21 protein-coding genes are annotated in these 18,545 nt (G+C 60.4%); 15 read left to right on the top strand and 6 right to left on the bottom strand.

Going from position 1 to position 18,545, the window contains the following annotated elements:
- The first annotated feature begins 14 nt into the window (after nt 1-14).
- The 10 genes from nuoG (at nt 15) to NL123_RS11950 (ending at nt 10,904) form a co-directional block, all read left to right on the top strand.
- On the top strand, nt 15-2,729 hold the full coding sequence (gene nuoG / locus NL123_RS11995) for an NADH-quinone oxidoreductase subunit NuoG (RefSeq protein WP_494357843.1): 2,715 nt from the start codon (nt 15-17) through the stop codon (nt 2,727-2,729).
- A complete protein-coding gene (gene nuoH / locus NL123_RS11990; protein ID WP_058425021.1) occupies nt 2,726-3,733 on the top strand; it encodes an NADH-quinone oxidoreductase subunit NuoH in 1,008 nt (335 codons plus the stop codon). The genes nuoG and nuoH overlap by 4 nt, the downstream gene beginning before the upstream one ends.
- An 11-nt stretch (nt 3,734-3,744) precedes the next feature.
- Entirely contained in the window at nt 3,745-4,293 is a 549-nt protein-coding gene (nuoI, locus tag NL123_RS11985) for an NADH-quinone oxidoreductase subunit NuoI (RefSeq protein ID WP_003174725.1), read from the top strand.
- A 9-nt stretch (nt 4,294-4,302) separates the two neighbouring features.
- Complete coding sequence (gene nuoJ, locus NL123_RS11980; protein ID WP_016974048.1) at nt 4,303-4,806, top strand: NADH-quinone oxidoreductase subunit J; 504 nt, start codon at nt 4,303-4,305, stop codon at nt 4,804-4,806.
- A 2-nt stretch (nt 4,807-4,808) separates the two neighbouring features.
- Nucleotides 4,809-5,117, top strand: coding sequence for an NADH-quinone oxidoreductase subunit NuoK (gene nuoK, locus NL123_RS11975; RefSeq protein ID WP_003174727.1), 309 nt, complete (start codon nt 4,809-4,811; stop codon nt 5,115-5,117).
- Entirely contained in the window at nt 5,114-6,967 is a 1,854-nt protein-coding gene (nuoL, locus tag NL123_RS11970) for an NADH-quinone oxidoreductase subunit L (protein WP_494357842.1), read from the top strand. Before nuoK ends, nuoL begins: the two co-directional genes overlap by 4 nt.
- 40 nt (nt 6,968-7,007) lie before the next feature.
- The gene (nuoM, locus tag NL123_RS11965) at nt 7,008-8,540 is read left to right on the top strand and encodes an NADH-quinone oxidoreductase subunit M (RefSeq protein ID WP_010209575.1); all 1,533 of its coding nucleotides are present in this window, start codon (nt 7,008-7,010) and stop codon (nt 8,538-8,540) included.
- 7 nt (nt 8,541-8,547) lie between these two features.
- A complete protein-coding gene (nuoN, locus tag NL123_RS11960; RefSeq protein WP_058425023.1) occupies nt 8,548-10,011 on the top strand; it encodes an NADH-quinone oxidoreductase subunit NuoN in 1,464 nt (487 codons plus the stop codon).
- Between the two features lie 187 nt (nt 10,012-10,198).
- On the top strand, nt 10,199-10,600 hold the full coding sequence (locus NL123_RS11955) for a toxin (protein WP_494357841.1): 402 nt from the start codon (nt 10,199-10,201) through the stop codon (nt 10,598-10,600).
- Complete coding sequence (locus tag NL123_RS11950; protein WP_494357840.1) at nt 10,590-10,904, top strand: helix-turn-helix domain-containing protein; 315 nt, start codon at nt 10,590-10,592, stop codon at nt 10,902-10,904. Before NL123_RS11955 ends, NL123_RS11950 begins: the two co-directional genes overlap by 11 nt.
- A 59-nt stretch (nt 10,905-10,963) precedes the next feature.
- On the opposite strand, the gene NL123_RS11945 is transcribed toward NL123_RS11950, so the two are convergent.
- Complete coding sequence (locus tag NL123_RS11945) at nt 10,964-11,716, bottom strand: outer membrane beta-barrel protein (protein ID WP_058425025.1); 753 nt, start codon at nt 11,714-11,716, stop codon at nt 10,964-10,966.
- A 127-nt stretch (nt 11,717-11,843) separates the two neighbouring features.
- The gene (locus NL123_RS11940) at nt 11,844-12,677 is read right to left on the bottom strand and encodes an arylamine N-acetyltransferase family protein (protein WP_494357839.1); all 834 of its coding nucleotides are present in this window, start codon (nt 12,675-12,677) and stop codon (nt 11,844-11,846) included.
- 120 nt (nt 12,678-12,797) lie between these two features.
- On the opposite strand from NL123_RS11940, the gene NL123_RS11935 reads away from it, so the two are divergent.
- From NL123_RS11935 to NL123_RS11920, 4 genes are all read left to right on the top strand, one after another.
- The gene (locus NL123_RS11935; protein WP_058425027.1) at nt 12,798-13,034 is read left to right on the top strand and encodes a DUF6555 family protein; all 237 of its coding nucleotides are present in this window, start codon (nt 12,798-12,800) and stop codon (nt 13,032-13,034) included.
- Nucleotides 13,035-13,248: 214 nt separating this feature from the next.
- The gene (locus NL123_RS11930) at nt 13,249-14,232 is read left to right on the top strand and encodes a DUF1852 domain-containing protein (RefSeq protein ID WP_494357838.1); all 984 of its coding nucleotides are present in this window, start codon (nt 13,249-13,251) and stop codon (nt 14,230-14,232) included.
- Between the two features lie 27 nt (nt 14,233-14,259).
- Complete coding sequence (locus NL123_RS11925; protein ID WP_494357837.1) at nt 14,260-15,291, top strand: methionine synthase; 1,032 nt, start codon at nt 14,260-14,262, stop codon at nt 15,289-15,291.
- Between the two features lie 75 nt (nt 15,292-15,366).
- Nucleotides 15,367-15,876 carry a flavin reductase family protein gene (locus tag NL123_RS11920; RefSeq protein WP_248482326.1) on the top strand — a complete coding sequence of 170 codons (510 nt, stop codon included), beginning with the start codon at nt 15,367-15,369 and terminating at the stop codon, nt 15,874-15,876.
- Nucleotides 15,877-15,897: 21 nt separating this feature from the next.
- On the opposite strand, the gene NL123_RS11915 is transcribed toward NL123_RS11920, so the two are convergent.
- The gene (locus tag NL123_RS11915; RefSeq protein ID WP_248482327.1) at nt 15,898-16,098 is read right to left on the bottom strand and encodes a DUF6021 family protein; all 201 of its coding nucleotides are present in this window, start codon (nt 16,096-16,098) and stop codon (nt 15,898-15,900) included.
- 14 nt (nt 16,099-16,112) lie between these two features.
- Nucleotides 16,113-16,289 carry a hypothetical protein gene (locus NL123_RS11910; RefSeq protein WP_165447912.1) on the bottom strand — a complete coding sequence of 59 codons (177 nt, stop codon included), beginning with the start codon at nt 16,287-16,289 and terminating at the stop codon, nt 16,113-16,115.
- A gap of 113 nt (nt 16,290-16,402) precedes the next feature.
- Between NL123_RS11910 and NL123_RS11905 the strand changes: the two genes are divergently transcribed.
- Nucleotides 16,403-16,924 (top strand): DUF3087 family protein, encoded by a 522-nt coding sequence (locus tag NL123_RS11905; protein ID WP_248482328.1) that lies wholly within the window; start codon nt 16,403-16,405, stop codon nt 16,922-16,924.
- Here the strand turns inward: NL123_RS11905 and NL123_RS11900 are convergent.
- Nucleotides 16,921-17,388, bottom strand: coding sequence for an MEKHLA domain-containing protein (locus NL123_RS11900; RefSeq protein WP_494357836.1), 468 nt, complete (start codon nt 17,386-17,388; stop codon nt 16,921-16,923). The genes NL123_RS11905 and NL123_RS11900 overlap by 4 nt on opposite strands.
- A gap of 16 nt (nt 17,389-17,404) precedes the next feature.
- Nucleotides 17,405-18,535 carry an MFS transporter gene (locus NL123_RS11895; RefSeq protein ID WP_494357835.1) on the bottom strand — a complete coding sequence of 377 codons (1,131 nt, stop codon included), beginning with the start codon at nt 18,533-18,535 and terminating at the stop codon, nt 17,405-17,407.
- Nucleotides 18,536-18,545 lie beyond the last annotated feature (10 nt).

The following is an 18,545-nucleotide window of genomic DNA, read 5'->3' as shown; positions in this document are numbered from 1 at the left end:
AAGAACTTTGAACCATGGCCACTATCCACGTAGACGGCAAAGCGCTCGAAGTCGATGGGGCAGACAACCTGTTACAGGCCTGTCTGTCGCTCGGTCTCGATATCCCGTATTTCTGCTGGCACCCCGCGCTTGGTAGCGTCGGGGCCTGCCGCCAGTGTGCGGTCAAGCAGTACACCGACGAGAACGACACCCGTGGTCGTATCGTCATGTCCTGCATGACTCCAGCCACCGACAACACCTGGATCTCCATCGACGATGAAGAATCCAAGGCGTTCCGCGCCAGCGTCGTCGAATGGCTGATGACCAACCATCCCCACGACTGCCCGGTCTGTGAGGAAGGCGGTCACTGCCACCTGCAAGACATGACCGTGATGACCGGCCACAACGAGCGCCGTTATCGCTTTACCAAACGTACCCACCAGAACCAGGACCTCGGCCCGTTCATTTCCCACGAAATGAACCGCTGCATCGCCTGCTACCGTTGCGTGCGCTTCTATAAGGACTACGCCGGCGGCACCGACCTGGGCGTATTCGGCGCCCACGACAACGTGTATTTCGGTCGCGTTGAAGACGGCGTGCTCGAAAGCGAGTTCTCCGGCAACCTCACCGAGGTCTGCCCGACCGGTGTGTTCACCGACAAGACGCACTCCGAGCGCTACAACCGCAAGTGGGACATGCAGTTCGCCCCGAGCATCTGCCATGGCTGCTCCAGCGGTTGCAACATCTCCCCGGGCGAGCGCTACGGCGAACTGCGTCGCATCGAAAACCGCTTCAACGGTTCGGTCAACCAGTACTTCCTGTGCGACCGTGGCCGTTTCGGCTATGGCTACGTCAACCGCGAAGACCGTCCACGCCAGCCACTGTTGGCCGACGGCGCCAAGCTGAGCCTGGACGACGCGCTGGATAAAGCCGCCGACCTGCTGCGCGGCCGCAACATCGTCGGTATCGGTTCGCCCCGCGCCAGCCTCGAAAGCAACTTCGCGCTGCGCGAGCTGGTCGGTGCCGAGCACTTCTACTCCGGTATCGAAGCCGGCGAGCTGGAGCGCATCCGCCTGGTCCTGCAAGTGTTGAACGACAGCCCGCTGCCGGTTCCGAACATGCGCGACATTGAAGACCACGACGCCATCTTCGTGCTCGGTGAAGACCTGACCCAGACCGCCGCCCGCATCGCCCTGTCGCTGCGCCAGTCGGTCAAGGGCAAGGCTGAAGACATGGCCGACGCCATGCGCGTCCAGCCCTGGCTCGACGCCGCGGTGAAAAACATCGGCCAGCACGCGCTGAACCCGCTGTTCATTGCAAGCCTGGCTGAAACCAAGCTCGACGACATCGCCGAAGAATGTGTGCACGCGGCGCCGGACGACTTGGCCCGTATCGGTTTCGCCGTGGCCCACGCTCTCGACGCAAGCGCGCCTGCCGTCGAAGGCCTGGACACTGAAGCCGGCGAACTGGCCCAGCGCATCGCCGACGCCCTGCTGGCGGCCAAGCGCCCATTGATCATTGCCGGCACCTCGTTGGGTTCCAAGGCGCTGATCGAAGCCGCCGCCAACATCGCCAAGGCCTTGAAGCTGCGCGACAAGAACGGTTCCATCAGCCTGGTGGTGCCAGAGGCCAACAGCCTCGGCCTGGCCATGCTCGGTGGCGAGTCCCTGGACGCTGGCCTGCAAGCGGTGATCGACGGCAACGCTGACGCCATCGTGGTACTGGAAAACGACCTGTACACCCGCACCGATGCCGCCAAGGTTGACGCTGCACTGAACGCGGCCAAAGTGCTGATCGTTGCCGATCACCAGAAGACCGCCACCAGCGACCGCGCCCACCTGGTACTGCCAGCCGCCACCTTCGCTGAAGGCGACGGTACCCTGGTCAGCCAGGAAGGCCGTGCCCAGCGCTTCTTCCAGGTGTTCGATCCGAAGTACATGGACGCCAGCATTCTGGTTCACGAAGGCTGGCGCTGGCTGCATGCCCTGCGCGCTACCCTGCTGAACCAGCCGATCGACTGGACCCAGCTCGACCACGTCACCGCAGCCACCGCTGCCAGCGCCCCGCAACTGGCGCGGATCGTCGACGCTGCACCGTCCGCCTCGTTCCGCATCAAGGGCATGAAACTGGCCCGTGAGCCGCTGCGTTACTCCGGTCGCACCGCCATGCGCGCCGACATCAGCGTGCACGAACCGCGTACCCCGCAAGACAACGACACCGCGTTCGCCTTCTCCATGGAAGGTTACTCGGGTTCGGTCGAGCCACGTCAGCAGGTGCCATTTGCCTGGTCGCCGGGCTGGAACTCTCCGCAGGCCTGGAACAAGTTCCAGGACGAAGTCGGTGGTCACATCCGCGCTGGCGACCCGGGCACCCGCCTAATCGAAAGCACCGGTGATGCGCTGAACTGGTTCGCCGCCATACCGCGTCCGTTCAACCCGGCCCAGGGCACCTGGCAGGTCGTGCCGTTCTTCCACCTGTTCGGCAGCGAAGAGAACTCTTCCAAGGCCGCGCCGGTGCAAAGTCGCATTCCGCAAGCCTACGTATCCGTGGCCAAGTCCGAAGCCGACCGCCTCGGCGTCAACGACGGTGCCCTGCTCAGCCTGAACGTGGCCGGCCAGACCCTGCGTCTGCCGCTGCGCATCAACGATGAGTTGGGTGCCGGGCTGGTTGCACTGCCAAAAGGCCTCGCCGGTATCCCGCCGGCGATCTTTGGCAAAACCGTTGACGGTCTGCAGGAGGCAGCGCAATGACCTGGTTCACCCCTGAAGTGATCGACGTGATCATCTCGGTCGTCAAGGCCATCGTGATCCTGTTGGCCGTGGTCGTCGCGGGCGCCTTGCTCAGCTTCGTCGAACGTCGCCTGCTGGGCTGGTGGCAGGACCGCTACGGTCCGAACCGCGTTGGCCCGTTCGGCATGTTCCAGATCGCCGCCGACATGCTGAAAATGTTCTTCAAGGAAGACTGGACCCCGCCGTTTGCCGACAAGGTGATCTTCACCCTGGCACCGGTCGTGGCCATGAGCGCCTTGCTGATCGCCTTCGCGATCATCCCAATCACCCCGACCTGGGGCGTGGCGGACCTGAACATCGGCTTGCTGTTCTTCTTCGCCATGGCCGGTCTGTCGGTCTATGCGGTGCTGTTCGCCGGCTGGTCGAGCAACAACAAGTTCGCCCTGCTGGGCAGCTTGCGGGCTTCGGCCCAGACCGTGTCCTACGAAGTGTTCATGGGCCTCGCGCTGATGGGCATCGTGGTGCAGGTCGGCTCGTTCAACATGCGCGACATCGTCGAGTACCAGGCGCAGAACCTGTGGTTCATCATTCCGCAGTTCTTCGGCTTCTGTACCTTCTTCATCGCTGGCGTGGCCGTGACTCACCGTCACCCTTTCGACCAGCCGGAAGCGGAACAGGAACTGGCCGACGGTTACCACATCGAATACGCCGGCATGAAGTGGGGCATGTTCTTCGTCGGTGAATACATCGGCATCATCTTGATCTCGGCCCTGCTGGTCACGCTGTTCTTCGGCGGCTGGCACGGACCGTTCGGCATCCTGCCGCAGTTGGCGTTCTTCTGGTTCTTCCTGAAGACCGCGTTCTTCATCATGTTGTTTATCCTGCTGCGCGCTTCCATTCCGCGTCCACGATATGACCAGGTGATGGATTTCAGCTGGCGCTTCTGCCTGCCGCTGACCCTGATCAATTTGCTGGTGACTGCTGCCGTGGTGCTGATGCACGCGCCAGCGGCTGCGGTTCAGTGAGGATTTGACCCATGTTCAAATATATTGGCGACATCGTTAAGGGTACCGGTACCCAGTTGCGAAGCCTGGTGATGGTGTTCGGTCACGGCTTTCGCAAACGCGACACCCTGCAATACCCGGAAGAAGCGGTGTACCTGCCGCCGCGCTATCGCGGCCGTATCGTACTGACCCGCGACCCCGATGGCGAAGAGCGTTGCGTAGCCTGCAACCTGTGCGCTGTGGCGTGCCCGGTGGGTTGCATCTCCCTGCAGAAAGCTGAAACCGAAGACGGTCGCTGGTACCCGGACTTCTTCCGCATCAACTTCTCGCGCTGCATTTTCTGCGGCCTCTGCGAGGAAGCTTGCCCGACCACCGCGATCCAGCTCACGCCGGATTTCGAGATGGCCGAGTTCAAACGTCAGGACCTGGTGTACGAGAAAGAAGATCTGTTGATCTCTGGTCCCGGTAAAAACCCTGATTACAACTTCTATCGTGTTGCAGGTATGGCCGTTGCCGGTAAGCCGAAAGGCGCCGCACAAAACGAAGCCGAGCCGATCAACGTGAAGAGCTTGCTGCCTTAAGGAAGAAAGATGGAATTCGCTTTCTATTTCGCATCGGGTATCGCGGTTGTGTCCACGCTTCGCGTGATCACCAACACCAACCCTGTGCACGCCCTGCTCTACCTGATCATTTCGCTGATCGCCGTGGCCATGACCTTCTTCAGCCTCGGCGCGCCGTTCGCCGGTGTACTGGAAGTGATCGCCTACGCCGGCGCCATCATGGTGCTGTTCGTGTTTGTGGTGATGATGCTCAACCTGGGGCCGGCTTCGGTCGCCCAGGAACGCGTCTGGCTCAAGCCCGGCATCTGGCTCGGCCCGGTTGTCCTGGCAGCGCTGCTGCTGGGTGAACTGCTGTATGTGCTGTTCGCTCACCAGAGCGGCCAGGCCATCGGCCACACCACCGTGGATGCAAAAGCCGTGGGCATCAGCCTGTTCGGCCCGTACCTGCTGGTGGTCGAACTGGCGTCGATGCTGCTGCTCGCTGCAGCCGTCACCGCCTTCCACTTGGGCCGCAACGAAGCCAAGGAGCAATGACGATGCCTGCTATCCCTTTGGAGCATGGTCTGGCGGTCGCCGGCATCCTGTTCTGCCTTGGCCTGGTCGGCCTGATGGTCCGCCGTAACATTCTGTTCGTGTTGATGAGCCTGGAAATCATGATGAACGCCGCGGCACTGGCGTTCATCGTTGCGGGTGCACGTTGGGGCCAGCCGGATGGACAAGTCATGTTCATTCTGGTGATCAGCCTGGCAGCCGCCGAGGCCAGCATTGGCCTGGCGATCCTGCTGCAACTGTATCGTCGCTTCCACACGCTTGATATCGATGCTGCCAGTGAGATGCGCGGATGAACATGATCTTTCTGACTTTCGTATTCCCCTTGATCGGTTTCCTGCTGCTGTCGTTCTCCCGTGGACGCTGGTCGGAAAACCTCTCGGCCCTGGTGGGCGTGGGTTCCATTGGCCTGTCGGCGATCGTCGCCGCCTACGTCATCTGGCAATTCAACGTGGCGCCGCCGGAAGGCGGTCACTACACCTTGTTGCTGTGGCAGTGGATGTCGGTGGAGGGCTTCAAGCCCAACTTCGCCCTCTACGTCGACGGCCTGTCGATCACCATGCTCGGCGTGGTCGTCGGCGTGGGCTTCCTGATCCACCTGTTCGCGTCCTGGTACATGCGCGGTGAAGCCGGCTACTCGCGCTTCTTCTCGTACACCAACCTGTTTATCGCCAGCATGCTGTTCCTGGTGCTCGGCGATAACCTGTTGTTCCTGTACTTCGGCTGGGAAGGCGTGGGCCTGTGCTCGTACCTGTTGATCGGTTTCTACTACAGCAACCGCAACAACGGTAACGCAGCCCTCAAGGCGTTTATCGTCACCCGCATCGGCGACGTGTTCATGGCCATCGGCCTGTTCATCCTGTTCCAGCAAGTGGGCACGCTGAACATCCAGGAACTGCTGGTGCTGGCACCGCAGAAATTCCAGGTCGGTGACTTCTGGATCACCCTGGCTACCCTGATGCTGCTGGGCGGCGCCGTGGGTAAATCCGCGCAACTGCCACTGCAAACCTGGCTGGCAGACGCGATGGCCGGCCCTACCCCGGTTTCCGCACTGATCCACGCGGCCACCATGGTCACCGCCGGTGTCTACCTGATCGCCCGTACCCACGGCCTGTTCACCCTGGCGCCGGACATCCTGCATCTGGTCGGCATCGTGGGTGGCGTGACCCTGGTCCTGGCCGGCTTCGCTGCCCTGGTGCAGACCGACATCAAGCGCATCCTCGCCTACTCGACCATGAGCCAGATCGGCTACATGTTCCTGGCCCTGGGCGTTGGCGCCTGGGACGCGGCGATCTTCCACCTGATGACCCACGCCTTCTTCAAGGCCCTGCTGTTCCTCGCGTCCGGTGCGGTGATCGTTGCCTGCCACCACGAGCAGAACATCTTCAAGATGGGCGGCCTGTGGAAGAAACTGCCACTGGCCTATGCCAGCTTCATCGTCGGTGGTGCCGCCCTGGCCGCCCTGCCGCTGGTGACCGCCGGTTTCTACTCGAAGGACGAAATCCTCTGGGAAGCCTTCGCCAGCGGTAACCAGAACCTGCTGTACGCAGGCCTGGTGGGTGCGTTCATGACCTCGCTGTACACCTTCCGCCTGATCTTCATCACCTTCCACGGTGAAGCCAAGACTGAAGCTCACGCAGGTCACGGCATCTCGCACTGGTTGCCATTGTCGGTACTGATCATCCTGTCGACCTTCGTCGGCGCCATGATCACTCCGCCGCTGCACGGTGTTCTGCCGCAAAGCGTCGGGCATGCCGGCGGCGCAGCCCAGCACAGCCTGGAAATCGCCTCGGGTGCCATCGCCATCGCCGGTATCCTGCTGGCGGCCCTGCTGTTCCTCGGCAAGCGTCGCTTCGTGACCGCCGTCGCCAACAGTGGCATTGGCCGCTTCCTGTCGGCCTGGTGGTTCGCTGCCTGGGGCTTCGACTGGATCTACGACAAACTGTTCGTCAAGCCTTACCTCGCCATCAGCCACATGCTGCGCAAGGACCCGCTCGACCAGACCATCGGTCTGATCCCGCGTGCCGCCAAGGCCGGTCACACCGCCCTGAGCCGCAGCGAGACCGGGCAACTGCGTTGGTATGCAGCCTCCATGGCTGCCGGTGCTGTGCTGGTGATCGGCGCCATCGTTGTGGTAGCGGTCTGACTATGAATATTGCGAACCTGCGAAAGGAAACGAGCCTGTCATGATTCTGCCCTGGCTAATCCTGATCCCCTTTATCGGCGGCCTGCTCTGCTGGATGGGTGAACGCTTCGGCGCCACCCTCCCCCGCTGGATTGCGTTGCTGACCATGTCCCTGGAACTCGCGCTCGGCCTCTGGCTGTGGGCCCATGGCGACTATTCATTTGCTCCGGCACCGGGTGTCGATCCCACCTTCGCGCTTGAATTCAAGCACGTGTGGATCCAGCGCTTCGGCATCAACGTGCACCTGGCCCTCGACGGCCTGTCGCTGTTGATGATCCTGCTGACCGGCCTGCTGGGTATCCTCTCGGTACTCTGCTCCTGGAAAGAGATCCAGCGTCACGTGGGCTTCTTCCACCTGAACCTGATGTGGATCCTGGGCGGTGTCGTCGGCGTGTTCCTCGCCCTCGACCTGTTCATGTTCTTCTTCTTCTGGGAAATGATGCTGGTGCCGATGTACTTCCTCATCGCGCTCTGGGGTCACAGTTCTTCGGACGGCAAGAAAACCCGGATCTACGCGGCGACCAAGTTCTTCATCTTCACCCAGGCTTCCGGCCTGATCATGTTGGTGGCGATCCTGGGGCTGGTGCTGGTCAACTTCAACAACACCGGCGTGATTACCTTCAACTACGCCGACCTGTTGAAGACCAAGATGTCCCTGACCACCGAGTACATCCTGATGCTGGGCTTCTTCATCGCCTTCGCGGTGAAGCTGCCGGTGGTGCCGTTCCACTCCTGGCTGCCCGACGCTCACGCCCAGGCGCCGACCGCCGGCTCCGTGGACCTGGCCGGTATCCTGCTGAAAACTGCGGCCTACGGCCTGCTGCGTTTCGCCCTGCCGCTGTTCCCGAATGCCTCGGCCGAGTTCGCGCCGATCGCCATGACCCTGGGTCTGATCGGGATCTTCTACGGTGCGTTCCTGGCGTTCGCGCAAACCGACATCAAGCGTCTGATTGCCTTCTCGTCCGTTTCTCACATGGGCTTCGTACTGATCGGCATCTACTCCGGCAGCCAACTGGCACTGCAAGGCGCGGTGATCCAGATGTTGGCCCACGGTGTCTCAGCCGCTGCCCTGTTTATCTTGAGTGGCCAGCTGTACGAGCGCCTGCACACCCGTGACATGCGTGAAATGGGTGGCGTGTGGTCGCGCATCGCCTACCTGCCGGCGATCAGCCTGTTCTTCGCCGCCGCGTCCCTGGGCTTGCCGGGCACCGGCAACTTCATCGGCGAGTTCCTGATCCTGATGGGTGCCTTCGTGCAAACGCCGTGGATCAGTGCGATTGCTACCTCCGGCCTGGTGTTCGGTTCGGTCTACTCGCTGATCATGATCCACCGCGCCTACTTCGGCCCGGCCAAGTCCGACACCGTCCTGCAAGGGATGGACGCTCGCGAACTGATCATGGTGCTCGGTCTGGCGGTACTGCTGATCTACATCGGCGTGTACCCGCAACCGTTCCTGGACACTTCTGCCGCAACGATGCATGGCGTGCAGCAGTGGTTCGGCACCGCCTTCTCTCAACTCGCTTCGGCCCGGTAAGAGCGCTATGGAATTCACGATCCAACACTTTATCGCGCTTGCGCCGCTGCTGATCACCAGCCTCACCATCGTGGTGGTGATGCTGGCGATCGCCTGGCGCCGCAATCACTCGCAAACGTTCCTGCTGTCCTGTGCCGGCCTGAACCTGGCCCTGCTGTCGATCATCCCGGCCCTCAAGGTCGCGCCACTGGCGGTCACGCCATTGATGATGGTCGATGACTTCGCGCTGCTGTACATCGCGCTGATCCTGGTCGCGACCCTGGCCTGCGTCACCCTCGCCCACGCCTACATGGGCGAAGGCGGCACCGGTTACCCAGGCAACAAGGAAGAGCTGTACCTGCTGATCCTGCTGGCTGCGGCCGGTGGCATCGTGCTGGTCAGCGCACAGCACCTGGCCGGCTTGTTCATCGGCCTGGAACTGCTGTCGATCCCGACCTATGGCCTGGTGGCCTATGCCTTCTTCAACAAGCGCTCCCTGGAAGCCGGCATCAAGTACATGGTGTTGTCGGCCGCCGGTTCCGCGTTCCTGTTGTTCGGTATGGCCCTGCTCTACGCCGAAGCCGGCAGCCTGAGCTTCACCGGTATCGGCCACGCCCTGGCCACCACCAGCCTGCCTGCGCCAATCGCCCAACTGGGCCTGGCCATGATGCTGATCGGCCTGGCGTTCAAGCTGTCGCTGGTGCCGTTCCACCTGTGGACCCCGGACGTGTACGAAGGCGCCCCGGCGCCGGTGGCTGCGTTCCTGGCGACCGCGTCGAAGGTTGCGGTGTTTGCGGTGATGGTGCGTCTGTTCCAGATCTCGCCTGCTGCCAACACTGGCGTGCTGAGCAACGTGCTGACCGTGATCGCCATCGCGTCGATCCTGTTCGGTAACCTGCTGGCGCTGACCCAGAACAACCTCAAGCGTCTGCTGGGTTACTCCTCCATCGCCCACTTCGGCTACCTGCTGATCGCCCTGGTGGCGAGCAAAGGCCTGGCCGTGGAAGCCATGGGCGTGTACCTGGTCACCTACGTGATCACCAGCCTCGGCGCGTTCGGCGTGATCACGCTGATGTCCTCGCCGTTCAAAGGCCGTGACGCCGACGCCCTGTACGAGTACCGCGGCCTGTTCTGGCGCCGTCCGTACCTGACCGCCGTACTCACCGTGATGATGCTGTCCCTGGCCGGTATCCCGCTGACTGCCGGCTTCATCGGCAAGTTCTACATCGTCGCGACCGGTGTTGAAGCACACGAGTGGTGGTTGGTTGCCTCCCTGGTACTGGGCAGCGCCATCGGCGTGTTCTACTACCTGCGCGTGATGGTCACCCTGTACCTGATCGAGCCGAACCTGCGCCGTGTGGATGCCGAGCTGCATTGGGAACAGAAGGCAGGCGGCGTGATGCTGCTGGCCATCGCCCTGCTCGCGTTCTTCCTGGGCGTGTACCCACAACCGTTGCTGACCCTGGTGCAGCACGCGGTATTGGGCGTTTGATCGCTTAGCGAGATGCAGTCAACAGAACGGCGCCTTCGGGCGCCGTTTTGCGTTTCAGGGGCAGGGGTTTTTACCCTCCCCTATTCACGGAAATTTCCTCACCCGCCTGCCTCCCCTTCCGGCATCTACCCGATGAAGGCCGCCGTATGGTGTCTGCGTTTTAGGAAAGTTCCCACAGCAGGGTCACTTGACCCTTTGCGAGTGGGCCACCAAACTCTACGCAGGCTACGTACAGAACACGGATGCTCTATTTATCGAACTGCCGGCCTTCGAGCGGCATCGCAAGGACTATCTGAGTGACGAGCTTTTCCAGGGTTTTCAACAAGAGTTGATGAAGAACCCGGAAGCAGGAGATGTGATCGAGGGAACAGGCGGACTGCGCAAAGTTCGCTTCATCGATGAGCGACGCAACAAAGGCAAGCGCGGTGGCCTGCGGGTCATTTACTACTGGTGGTCGGGCGGCACGCAATTCTGGCTGTTCACCCTGTACGGCAAGCACGAACAGGATGACCTGACACCACAGCACAAAAAAGCCCTAAAACACATGCTGGACAGGGAAATCAAAGCGAGAACACATCATGAAACGTGAAATCTTTTCCGAACTGGTCGAAGGCTTCGACGCCCTGGCAAACGAACGCCAAGGCAAAGTCACCCTGCGAACCCATAAGATTCATCTCAACCAACTGGAGCCGCTTACCGCCGAGGAGGTGGTGGCCGTGCGTCAACAACTCAACCTCTCCCGGTCGGTGTTCGCCATGTACCTGCGCACCAACACCCGCACCCTGGAAAACTGGGAGCAAGGCCGGGCCAAGCCGAATGCCCAGGCTGCCACGCTGATTCGCCTGGTGGCACGTTTTCCTGAGACCGTGGCGCAACTTGCCGCTTTGGGTTGATCTGCAATTGCCTCAAAAAAAACGCCCCGGACATTCGGGGCGTTTTTCGGTGCATCGCGTCAGAACGCGATACCGACCTTGAAGCCGTACTCGTTACGCTTGAGCTTGGTGTTGTCAGCCACTTCGGAGTCACCGTCGAGTTTGTACTCGGTGCGGGTGTAGTACAGGCCCGCGACTACCGGCAGGTCACCCTTCTGGTTCATCAGCAGGCTGACTTCGGCGTAGGGGTTGGTGCGGTCCTTGAGGTCGACGGTGTCGCTGCCGAAATCATCCACCTTGAGCTTGGTGCGGCCATCAATGGTACGACGGGCACCGGCTTCGACACGCAGGGTCATGTCATCGAACTGGTGGTTGTAGCCCAGGGCCGCCTTGGCGAACGGCGATTTGTTGGTGAGTTTCACATCGAGGTCGTTGATCTCTGGCTCATAGCGGGTCCAGCTGTAGCCACCGCCAACGATCACGTCGACAAAATTGCGCGCATCCAGCGCGGCACGCCAGCCGAGATCCAGGTCAGCCTGGCCTTCCTTGAGTTTGTTGTCGCTCTTTTCACCGTACTTGGCTTCGATACCGGCCTGGTAGATAAAGCCGGATTCGGCGGTGAGCTTGTTGCCGAAGTTGTAGAACAGGCCGGCCTCAGGCATGTGGCTCTTGTCGCTCTCGCTGCCGCCTTCGAATTTGAAGTCGTTGTAGCTGCCCAGGATCCCGAAGGTGGAAATCGGGTCGGTGGACGGTGCGGCGAACACCACGGCAGGCGCAGCGACCAGCGCCAGCAGTGAGGAACCCTTGAGGAATTTTCCGAATAGCTTGGACATCGTTTTACATCTCCTTGTCTGGTGAGCAAATTATTCAGGAACCGCTTCGAACCCCGGCGCGTGCCAAAGGTTCGAATTAATTTGCGTTGATTTGGAGGTAAAACGGTTCAGCGAAGGCTCTATCTCGCTATTCCTGGGCAGCAGCCTGGACCAAGCCATCAAGGGTTTGCCGAAGCGTTGCCGTATCCGGCACGCGAATCCCGAAGGTTTCAGTCAGCACCTGCACCACCTCATCGGCACTGCCAAGCGAGCGTTTTACGCTCGGCCGGTCCAGGGAGTGGATCGCATAGTGGGCATTGTTCAGGGTATGGCGCTTGCCCGGCGCCAGGCGTGCGACTTTCAGTTGGCCGACGAATACCGATTTCGGGTGGGTGGAGACGTACCAGTTACCGATTTCATAATCGATATCCGCCTGTACTTGCAGGTCGAACACATACAGGCCGCGCCACTCCTCGGCCACTTGTGCCCACAAGGTGTAACTGCCCTGCCCGTCGAAAGTCAGGCGATACGGTTCATGGGCCGTGGCCTGCACCGCTTCGGTGTCCAGTTGCAACGGGCTGCTGGGCACCATGCCGCCAAAGCCGACATCGGTGATGTAGCGCACGCCGTCCAGGGTCACCAGGCTCAAGCGATGGGTACGCGCCGTGCGCGCATCCGGCGCCCCGCCCATCACCACCCGGCCGGTGATGCCACGCGCCTCGAAGCCGAGTTCCTGCAGCAACGCCAGGAACATCTGGTTCAGCTCATAGCAATAGCCGCCCCGCCCGTCCAACAGCACTTTTTGTTCGACACTGGGCAGGTCGATCGGCACCGGCAGGCGTATCAGGCTCGACAGGTTCTCGAAGGCAAAGCTGCACACATGGCGCAGTTGCAGGTCCTGCAAGGTTTGCAGGGTGGGCGCCGGCGGCGTGTCATAACCCAGGCGTTGCAGGTAGAGGCGGCTATGGTTCAGCAGAGGCATGGCACGATCCTTGGGCGCAGGAAGAAGGCGTCACTATGCCGCGCCGACGTGCAGATTGTCATTTTGAATGAACCTTTTTGAACGCTGCCCTATCCATCTATAACAACACAGGGAGGCAACATGAGTACCGCAAAAATCTACACGATCAATTATCAGCTGCACGGTCAACCGAAAACCTTTGTGGTGCGTGCCGAAGTAATGAACAACGCCGAGGCCTGGCACTGGGCGGCGGTGGATGCCGATATTGCCCATGTGAGTCGCGTGGGACGCGTGGGGCATGAGCAGGTCAAGAAAACCACCCGGCCCTGGGCGGAGAAGTTTGGGATTACGGATGTCACGTGGATCGCACCCAAGTAAGTGAACAGCCTCACCGTGCAAGGTGGGGCTTCCAACACCCTTTGCAGTTGACCGTTTGCCCATCATGAGCAGGGCTAACGCTTCAGTGAAATCAATTCAATTTTACTCGACCTGTGCCCCGCCTAAACTACATCCTAATTATTGATACTCGAAATCAATCTGGCACCTGAATAACCCATCAGGTGTGTCCCAGAAATCAGGATGTCAGGCCACCATGAACAGCGAGTTTGAATTCACTCTTAAAACCCTGCGTTTCGACGAACATTATCATCCCTCGGAAAATACGCGCATCACCACCAACTTCGCCAACTTGGCCAGGGGCAAAAGCCGCCAGGAGAATCTGCGCAATACACTGAGGATGATCAACAATCGTTTCAATGCATTGGCGCAATGGGATAACCCCAAGGGTGATCGCTACCGAGTGGAACTTGATATCGTCTCTGTTGAAATGAAAATTGACCATGAACAGCCTGGCAACGCCATCCCGCTGATTGAAATATTGAAAACAACGATTGTCGATCAGCACACCGATGAACGCATCGAGGGTATTGTCGGCAACAACTTCTCCTCCTACGTGCGCGACTACGACTTCAGCGTTGCCTTGTCAGCGCACAACCAGAATCAGACCGAGTTCAGCACACCCGAGAACTTTGGCGACTTGCATGGAAAACTGTTCAAGCACTTCGTCAACTCAAACACCTACAAAGAAAACTTCAAAAAACCGCCGGTGATCTGCCTGAGCGTTTCAAACACCAGGACCTATCATCGCACCGAAAACCAGCATCCTGTACTGGGCTTTGAATACCAACAGGACGCCTACTCCCTGACGGATGACTACTTCAATAAAATGGGATTGAAGGTTCGCTACTTCATGCCTTCAAACAGTGTTGCGCCGCTGGCGTTTTATTTTTCCGGTGATTTGCTGGCGGACTACAGCAACCTTGAACTCATCAGCACCATCAGCACCATGGACACCTTCCAGAAGATTTACCGGCCCGAGATCTACAATGCCAATTCTGCCGCCGGAAAATCCTACCAACCCAGCTTGAAGCACCAGGATTATTCACTGACGCTGATTGTCTACGATCGAGAAGAACGCAGCCGCCTGGCCATTGAACAGGGAAAGTTTGTGGAAGAGCACTTCATCAAACCCTACCAGGCTGTTCTTCAACAGTGGTCCGCCCACTGCGCGCTTTGACGCTTTAATACTACAAGGTCATCCCTGATGAAAAAGTTGTTACCTACTTCGACCGCCGGCAGTTTGCCTAAACCTTCCTGGCTGGCTCAACCTGAAACACTGTGGTCGCCATGGAAACTGCAAGATGAGGCATTGACCGAGGGCAAACACGACGCCTTGCGTTTGTCCCTGCAGGAACAACAACACGCGGGCATTGATATCGTCAGCGACGGCGAACAGACGCGCCAACACTTTGTGACGACGTTTATTGAGCACCTCAGCGGTGTTGATTTCGAGAAACGCGAGACCGTGCGCATCCGTGATCGTTATGACGCGAACGTGCCAACGGTCGTAGGGGCTGTTTCCCGCCAGAAGCCGGTGTTTGTTGAAGACGCCAAGTTCTTGCGCCAGCAAACCAAGCAACCCATCAAGTGGGCGCTGCCTGGCCCCATGACGATGATCGACACGCTGTACGACAACCATTACAAGAGTCGTGAAAAGCTCGCCTGGGAATTCGCCAAAATCCTCAATCAGGAAGCCCTTGAACTAGAAGCCGCCGGGGTGGACATCATCCAATTCGATGAGCCGGCCTTCAACGTGTTCTTTGATGAGGTGAACGACTGGGGCGTGGCCACCCTGGAAAGGGCCATTGAAGGCCTCAAATGTGAAACCGCCGTGCATATCTGCTACGGCTACGGCATCAAAGCCAATACCGACTGGAAAAAGACGCTGGGATCAGAGTGGCGTCAATATGAAGAAGCCTTCCCCAAGCTGCAGCAATCCAGTATCGATATCGTCTCGCTGGAGTGTCACAACTCCCATGTGCCCATGGAGCTGATTGAACTTATCCGCGGCAAAAAAGTGATGGTCGGGGCCATTGACGTGGCCAGCCACACGATTGAAACGCCGGAAGAAGTCGCCAACACCCTGCGCAAAGCATTGCAGTTTGTCGATGCCGACAAGCTCTACCCTTGCACGAACTGTGGCATGGCGCCGCTGCCTCGGCACATTGCCAGGGGCAAGCTGAATGCGTTGAGTGCCGGCGCAGCCATTGTCCGAAACGAACTCTCGAACCCGTAGTGAGAATGCGCAAGGCCTGACGATGTCAGGCCTTGCCTGGCGCATTCGCACGCCCCCCCCAATTCAGGACCGCCTATGTCACCTCCCATCGAGCCCTTGCGCTTTCGAGAAGCCCTCGGGCACTACGCGTCCGGTATCACGGTGATTACCTCCCACGTTGATGGCGAACCGGTCGGCTTCACTTGCCAGTCGTTCTACAGCGTGTCGATGAGCCCGCCGCTGGTGTCATTCAGCGTCATGTCCAATTCGGCCAGCTATCCCAGGATTCGCCAGGCCGGCCGGTTCGCCGTCAATATCCTGTCCGGCGATCAAGTCAGGATTTCCAACCAGTTCGCTCGGCGAGGCACAGACAAGTGGCACGGCGTGGAGTGGCAGGGATCACCACTGGGCAATCCGCTCATTGCCGGCAGTCTGCACTGGCTGGATTGCGAAATTCACGCCGAACACGCCGCGGGTGATCACCTGATCGTGATCGGCGAAGTGAAAGCCTTGAACCTGCATGAAGCGACTGCGTCACAGCCATTACTGTATTTCAAAGGGCAGTATCGCGACCTCGCCACGCACGATGCGTGTCGGCAAGAATGAGCCGCAATGACCGTCGCCGGATCAAGTCTTCAAATCTCCCAGCGGATCGTAAGGCGGTTTGCGCTCGTCCTTATCGGTGTTTTTCTGATCCAATGGCGCGATAGCCGGGCCAATGGGGTCAACCTGCGGATCCGATACATCCGGTGAATCCGGATCAAACCCCAGTTCATCCTGACCACTGGAATGCTCACCCGAAGCCGGGCCTTTCGCTGTGTCACTCACGGCGTTCTCCTCCTTTAAAGTGGGCGAGCCTTGTCATGCAGGCTTTCAAGGTCTTCCTCGACGCGTTCAACGTCGTCGTCCTGACGCTCCGCCGGGTCGTTGGGGCGTAACGCATCGTTGTCGCGTTCCTCCTCTCCGGGTGTGCGGTCAGGGTTCGGGGTGCCAGGCGGTGGTTGCTTGTATTCGGGCATGATGGCTCACCTCAAAGGGTCTACATCAATTTAGAGAAACCGCCGTGCAGCATCGTTCAACTTGTTTGCCCAAGCGTGAGATGATGCCGGCCCCTTCTGGAGAGATGACCCGGATGTTCGAGCTCAAACCCTGCGACCCTGTCACCTTCCGTCAACAGACCCGGCGCAGCACGCTGATCGTGGCCGTGTTGTTCGTCGCACTGGCGATGCTGCTGTCGAGCCTGGCGGTGATGCTGTTTGGTGCGCCCGGCGGTGACAATTTCCGCTTCAATGTCGGCGGGGTGTTCGCCGGGGTGCTGATCACCCTGGCCCTGGTGCGTGGCCCGTTCTGGACCCAGGCGTGGCTGACGCCGGCGGTGTATGGCTGGCAGCTCAAGCGCAGCCTGATGAGCGTGACCAATGTGATGCACAAGGTCACCGAGCGGGTGCAGGCCAATGACCCGACGGCAATCAAGGTGCTGCGCTTCTACCACTTGGGCTTGACGCAGATGCATGAACTGGATGCCAACTCCAGCGCCCAGGTGCAGTTGCTGGCTGAGGTGGAGGCGCACAAGGCCAGGATGCAGGCGCTGGGGATCGACACCGAACAAACCCGTCTCGACCCCGCCTGGCTGGCAGCCTTTAAAACCGCTTAAGCCAACATGCCGATGCGCTGCTCGTCGGGCCAGAACAGCGCCGCCTGGCCGCACGGCTGGCCGGCGTCATCGAGCAAGGTCCACACCACCCCAGCATGAATCATGAACGGCTGGTTGTGCGCATCCACCCGCCAACCGCTGTAACCCTCGGCGATGCCGTGGGCGGTGACTTGCTCCAGCAGCAGCTGGCGCGCGGCGCGGTCGAGGGCCGAGGCGCTGAAGCGTGAGGGCATGCCGATAAAGCTCTCGCGCGGGTATTTGAAGCACTGCAAGGCGCAGTCATTCACATAGGTGAAACGCGGGTCTGCACCGCCATCATGGGCCAGCAGGCTGTAGGGCGCGTCGCTGTGCAGCCAGGCCAGGCGCTGTTGCGCGTCCAGGTGTGCCGGGGCCGGCAGTCCCTGGCCAGTCCAGTGTCGATAGGCCTTATCCAGCACGCCTACGAAGGTTTCTTGAGAGGACACGTACAACCTCACATCATCAGTTGGAATTTTTTGCCCGCCAGCAGAACACCGCGCTCACGGCGATGGCTGCACCGGCCAGGCCAAACACCCACGGCGCCGAAGCGATCGGCAACAGCAGGCCGGCGAGCAAGGGGCCAAGGCCGGCGCCGATATCGCGCCACACGGCATTCGAGGCCAAGGCCGATACCCGCATCGACCCGGGGTTGCGCTCCGCTACCAGGGTGGTCACCAGCGGCAGTTGCAACGCACGCAACACCAGCACCGCCGCCGCGCCGACAATCACCCAGTAACTACCGAACGCCGTCAGGGCCAGGGCACTCAGGAACGAAAACAGCAGCAGCATCGAGGTGGCGCCAAAACGCTGGGCCGCGCGACCGCCCAACGGGCTCAGGAGCATTTCCGAGACATAACGCAGCGCCATCAGGCCGCCGGCAATCAGCACCGCATCCCCGCCCAGCAGCTTCTGCGCCTGGATCGACAGGCCAAAGATAAACAGCCCGTCCAGCGCCACGCCCTCGATAAACGACCACACCGCCACACTGTCCGGCCATTTGAAGCGTCGTCCCGGTGTGCTGTGCAAATCATGCCCGACCGTAGGCAAGCCGCGCGCCATCCACAAGCCCACCAGGCAACACCCGGCCAGAATCAGAAAGATCGGACGCGGCCCGGCCCACAGCGTCAGCCAGCCGCCCAGGGGCAGCGCCAGCATCGGCCCCAGGGCGATCAACGCCCGCGAGCGTCCGGCGCGGCGTGCGGCACCGGCGGGCTCCGAGGTGGCCAGCACTTGGGTCGACAGGTTCAATGCGGCAAAACACAGGCCCCACACCAGGCGCAGGCAGAGCAATGCGGCAAACCCGGACAATATCGAGTTACCCACCGCACACAAGGTCGCGGCGCCGGCGGCGATCATGCAGGTCAGGCGGTCGCCGTTGCGTGCGTAAAAATTGAGCACATGCCGGTAGCCGAAAATCCGCACCAGGCGGTTGGCGGCCAGCAACACCCCGGCCTGGGCCAGGGTGATACCGAACGCCTGGGATTCCATGGGCAGCAGCAGGTAGAGCAACACGTCACTGGGCAGGCATAAAGCCAGGGTCAAAGCGGCGCGGCGGGAATGAGTATCAGCGGTGCGGAGGGCCAGGCTGGACATAAATCTGAAA

Source organism: Pseudomonas sp. FBCC-B1565, from assembly GCF_059133265.1.
The sequence above is the reverse complement of the archived record's forward strand: the minus strand, read 5'-3'. Positions and strand labels throughout refer to the sequence as shown.

What these genes read in the sequence shown, in the direction of transcription:
- nuoG (WP_494357843.1), top strand. Translation starts at nt 15, where the DNA reads ATGGCCACTATCCACGTAGACGGCAAAGCGCTCGAAGTCGATGGGGCA.
- nuoH (WP_058425021.1), top strand. Translation starts at nt 2,726, where the DNA reads ATGACCTGGTTCACCCCTGAAGTGATCGACGTGATCATCTCGGTCGTC.
- nuoI (WP_003174725.1), top strand. Translation starts at nt 3,745, where the DNA reads ATGTTCAAATATATTGGCGACATCGTTAAGGGTACCGGTACCCAGTTG.
- nuoJ (WP_016974048.1), top strand. Translation starts at nt 4,303, where the DNA reads ATGGAATTCGCTTTCTATTTCGCATCGGGTATCGCGGTTGTGTCCACG.
- nuoK (WP_003174727.1), top strand. Translation starts at nt 4,809, where the DNA reads ATGCCTGCTATCCCTTTGGAGCATGGTCTGGCGGTCGCCGGCATCCTG.
- nuoL (WP_494357842.1), top strand. Translation starts at nt 5,114, where the DNA reads ATGAACATGATCTTTCTGACTTTCGTATTCCCCTTGATCGGTTTCCTG.
- nuoM (WP_010209575.1), top strand. Translation starts at nt 7,008, where the DNA reads ATGATTCTGCCCTGGCTAATCCTGATCCCCTTTATCGGCGGCCTGCTC.
- nuoN (WP_058425023.1), top strand. Translation starts at nt 8,548, where the DNA reads ATGGAATTCACGATCCAACACTTTATCGCGCTTGCGCCGCTGCTGATC.
- NL123_RS11950 (WP_494357840.1), top strand. Translation starts at nt 10,590, where the DNA reads ATGAAACGTGAAATCTTTTCCGAACTGGTCGAAGGCTTCGACGCCCTG.
- NL123_RS11945 (WP_058425025.1), bottom strand. Translation starts at nt 11,716, where the DNA reads ATGTCCAAGCTATTCGGAAAATTCCTCAAGGGTTCCTCACTGCTGGCG.
- NL123_RS11940 (WP_494357839.1), bottom strand. Translation starts at nt 12,677, where the DNA reads ATGCCTCTGCTGAACCATAGCCGCCTCTACCTGCAACGCCTGGGTTAT.
- NL123_RS11935 (WP_058425027.1), top strand. Translation starts at nt 12,798, where the DNA reads ATGAGTACCGCAAAAATCTACACGATCAATTATCAGCTGCACGGTCAA.
- NL123_RS11930 (WP_494357838.1), top strand. Translation starts at nt 13,249, where the DNA reads ATGAACAGCGAGTTTGAATTCACTCTTAAAACCCTGCGTTTCGACGAA.
- NL123_RS11925 (WP_494357837.1), top strand. Translation starts at nt 14,260, where the DNA reads ATGAAAAAGTTGTTACCTACTTCGACCGCCGGCAGTTTGCCTAAACCT.
- NL123_RS11920 (WP_248482326.1), top strand. Translation starts at nt 15,367, where the DNA reads ATGTCACCTCCCATCGAGCCCTTGCGCTTTCGAGAAGCCCTCGGGCAC.
- NL123_RS11910 (WP_165447912.1), bottom strand. Translation starts at nt 16,289, where the DNA reads ATGCCCGAATACAAGCAACCACCGCCTGGCACCCCGAACCCTGACCGC.
- NL123_RS11905 (WP_248482328.1), top strand. Translation starts at nt 16,403, where the DNA reads ATGTTCGAGCTCAAACCCTGCGACCCTGTCACCTTCCGTCAACAGACC.
- NL123_RS11895 (WP_494357835.1), bottom strand. Translation starts at nt 18,535, where the DNA reads ATGTCCAGCCTGGCCCTCCGCACCGCTGATACTCATTCCCGCCGCGCC.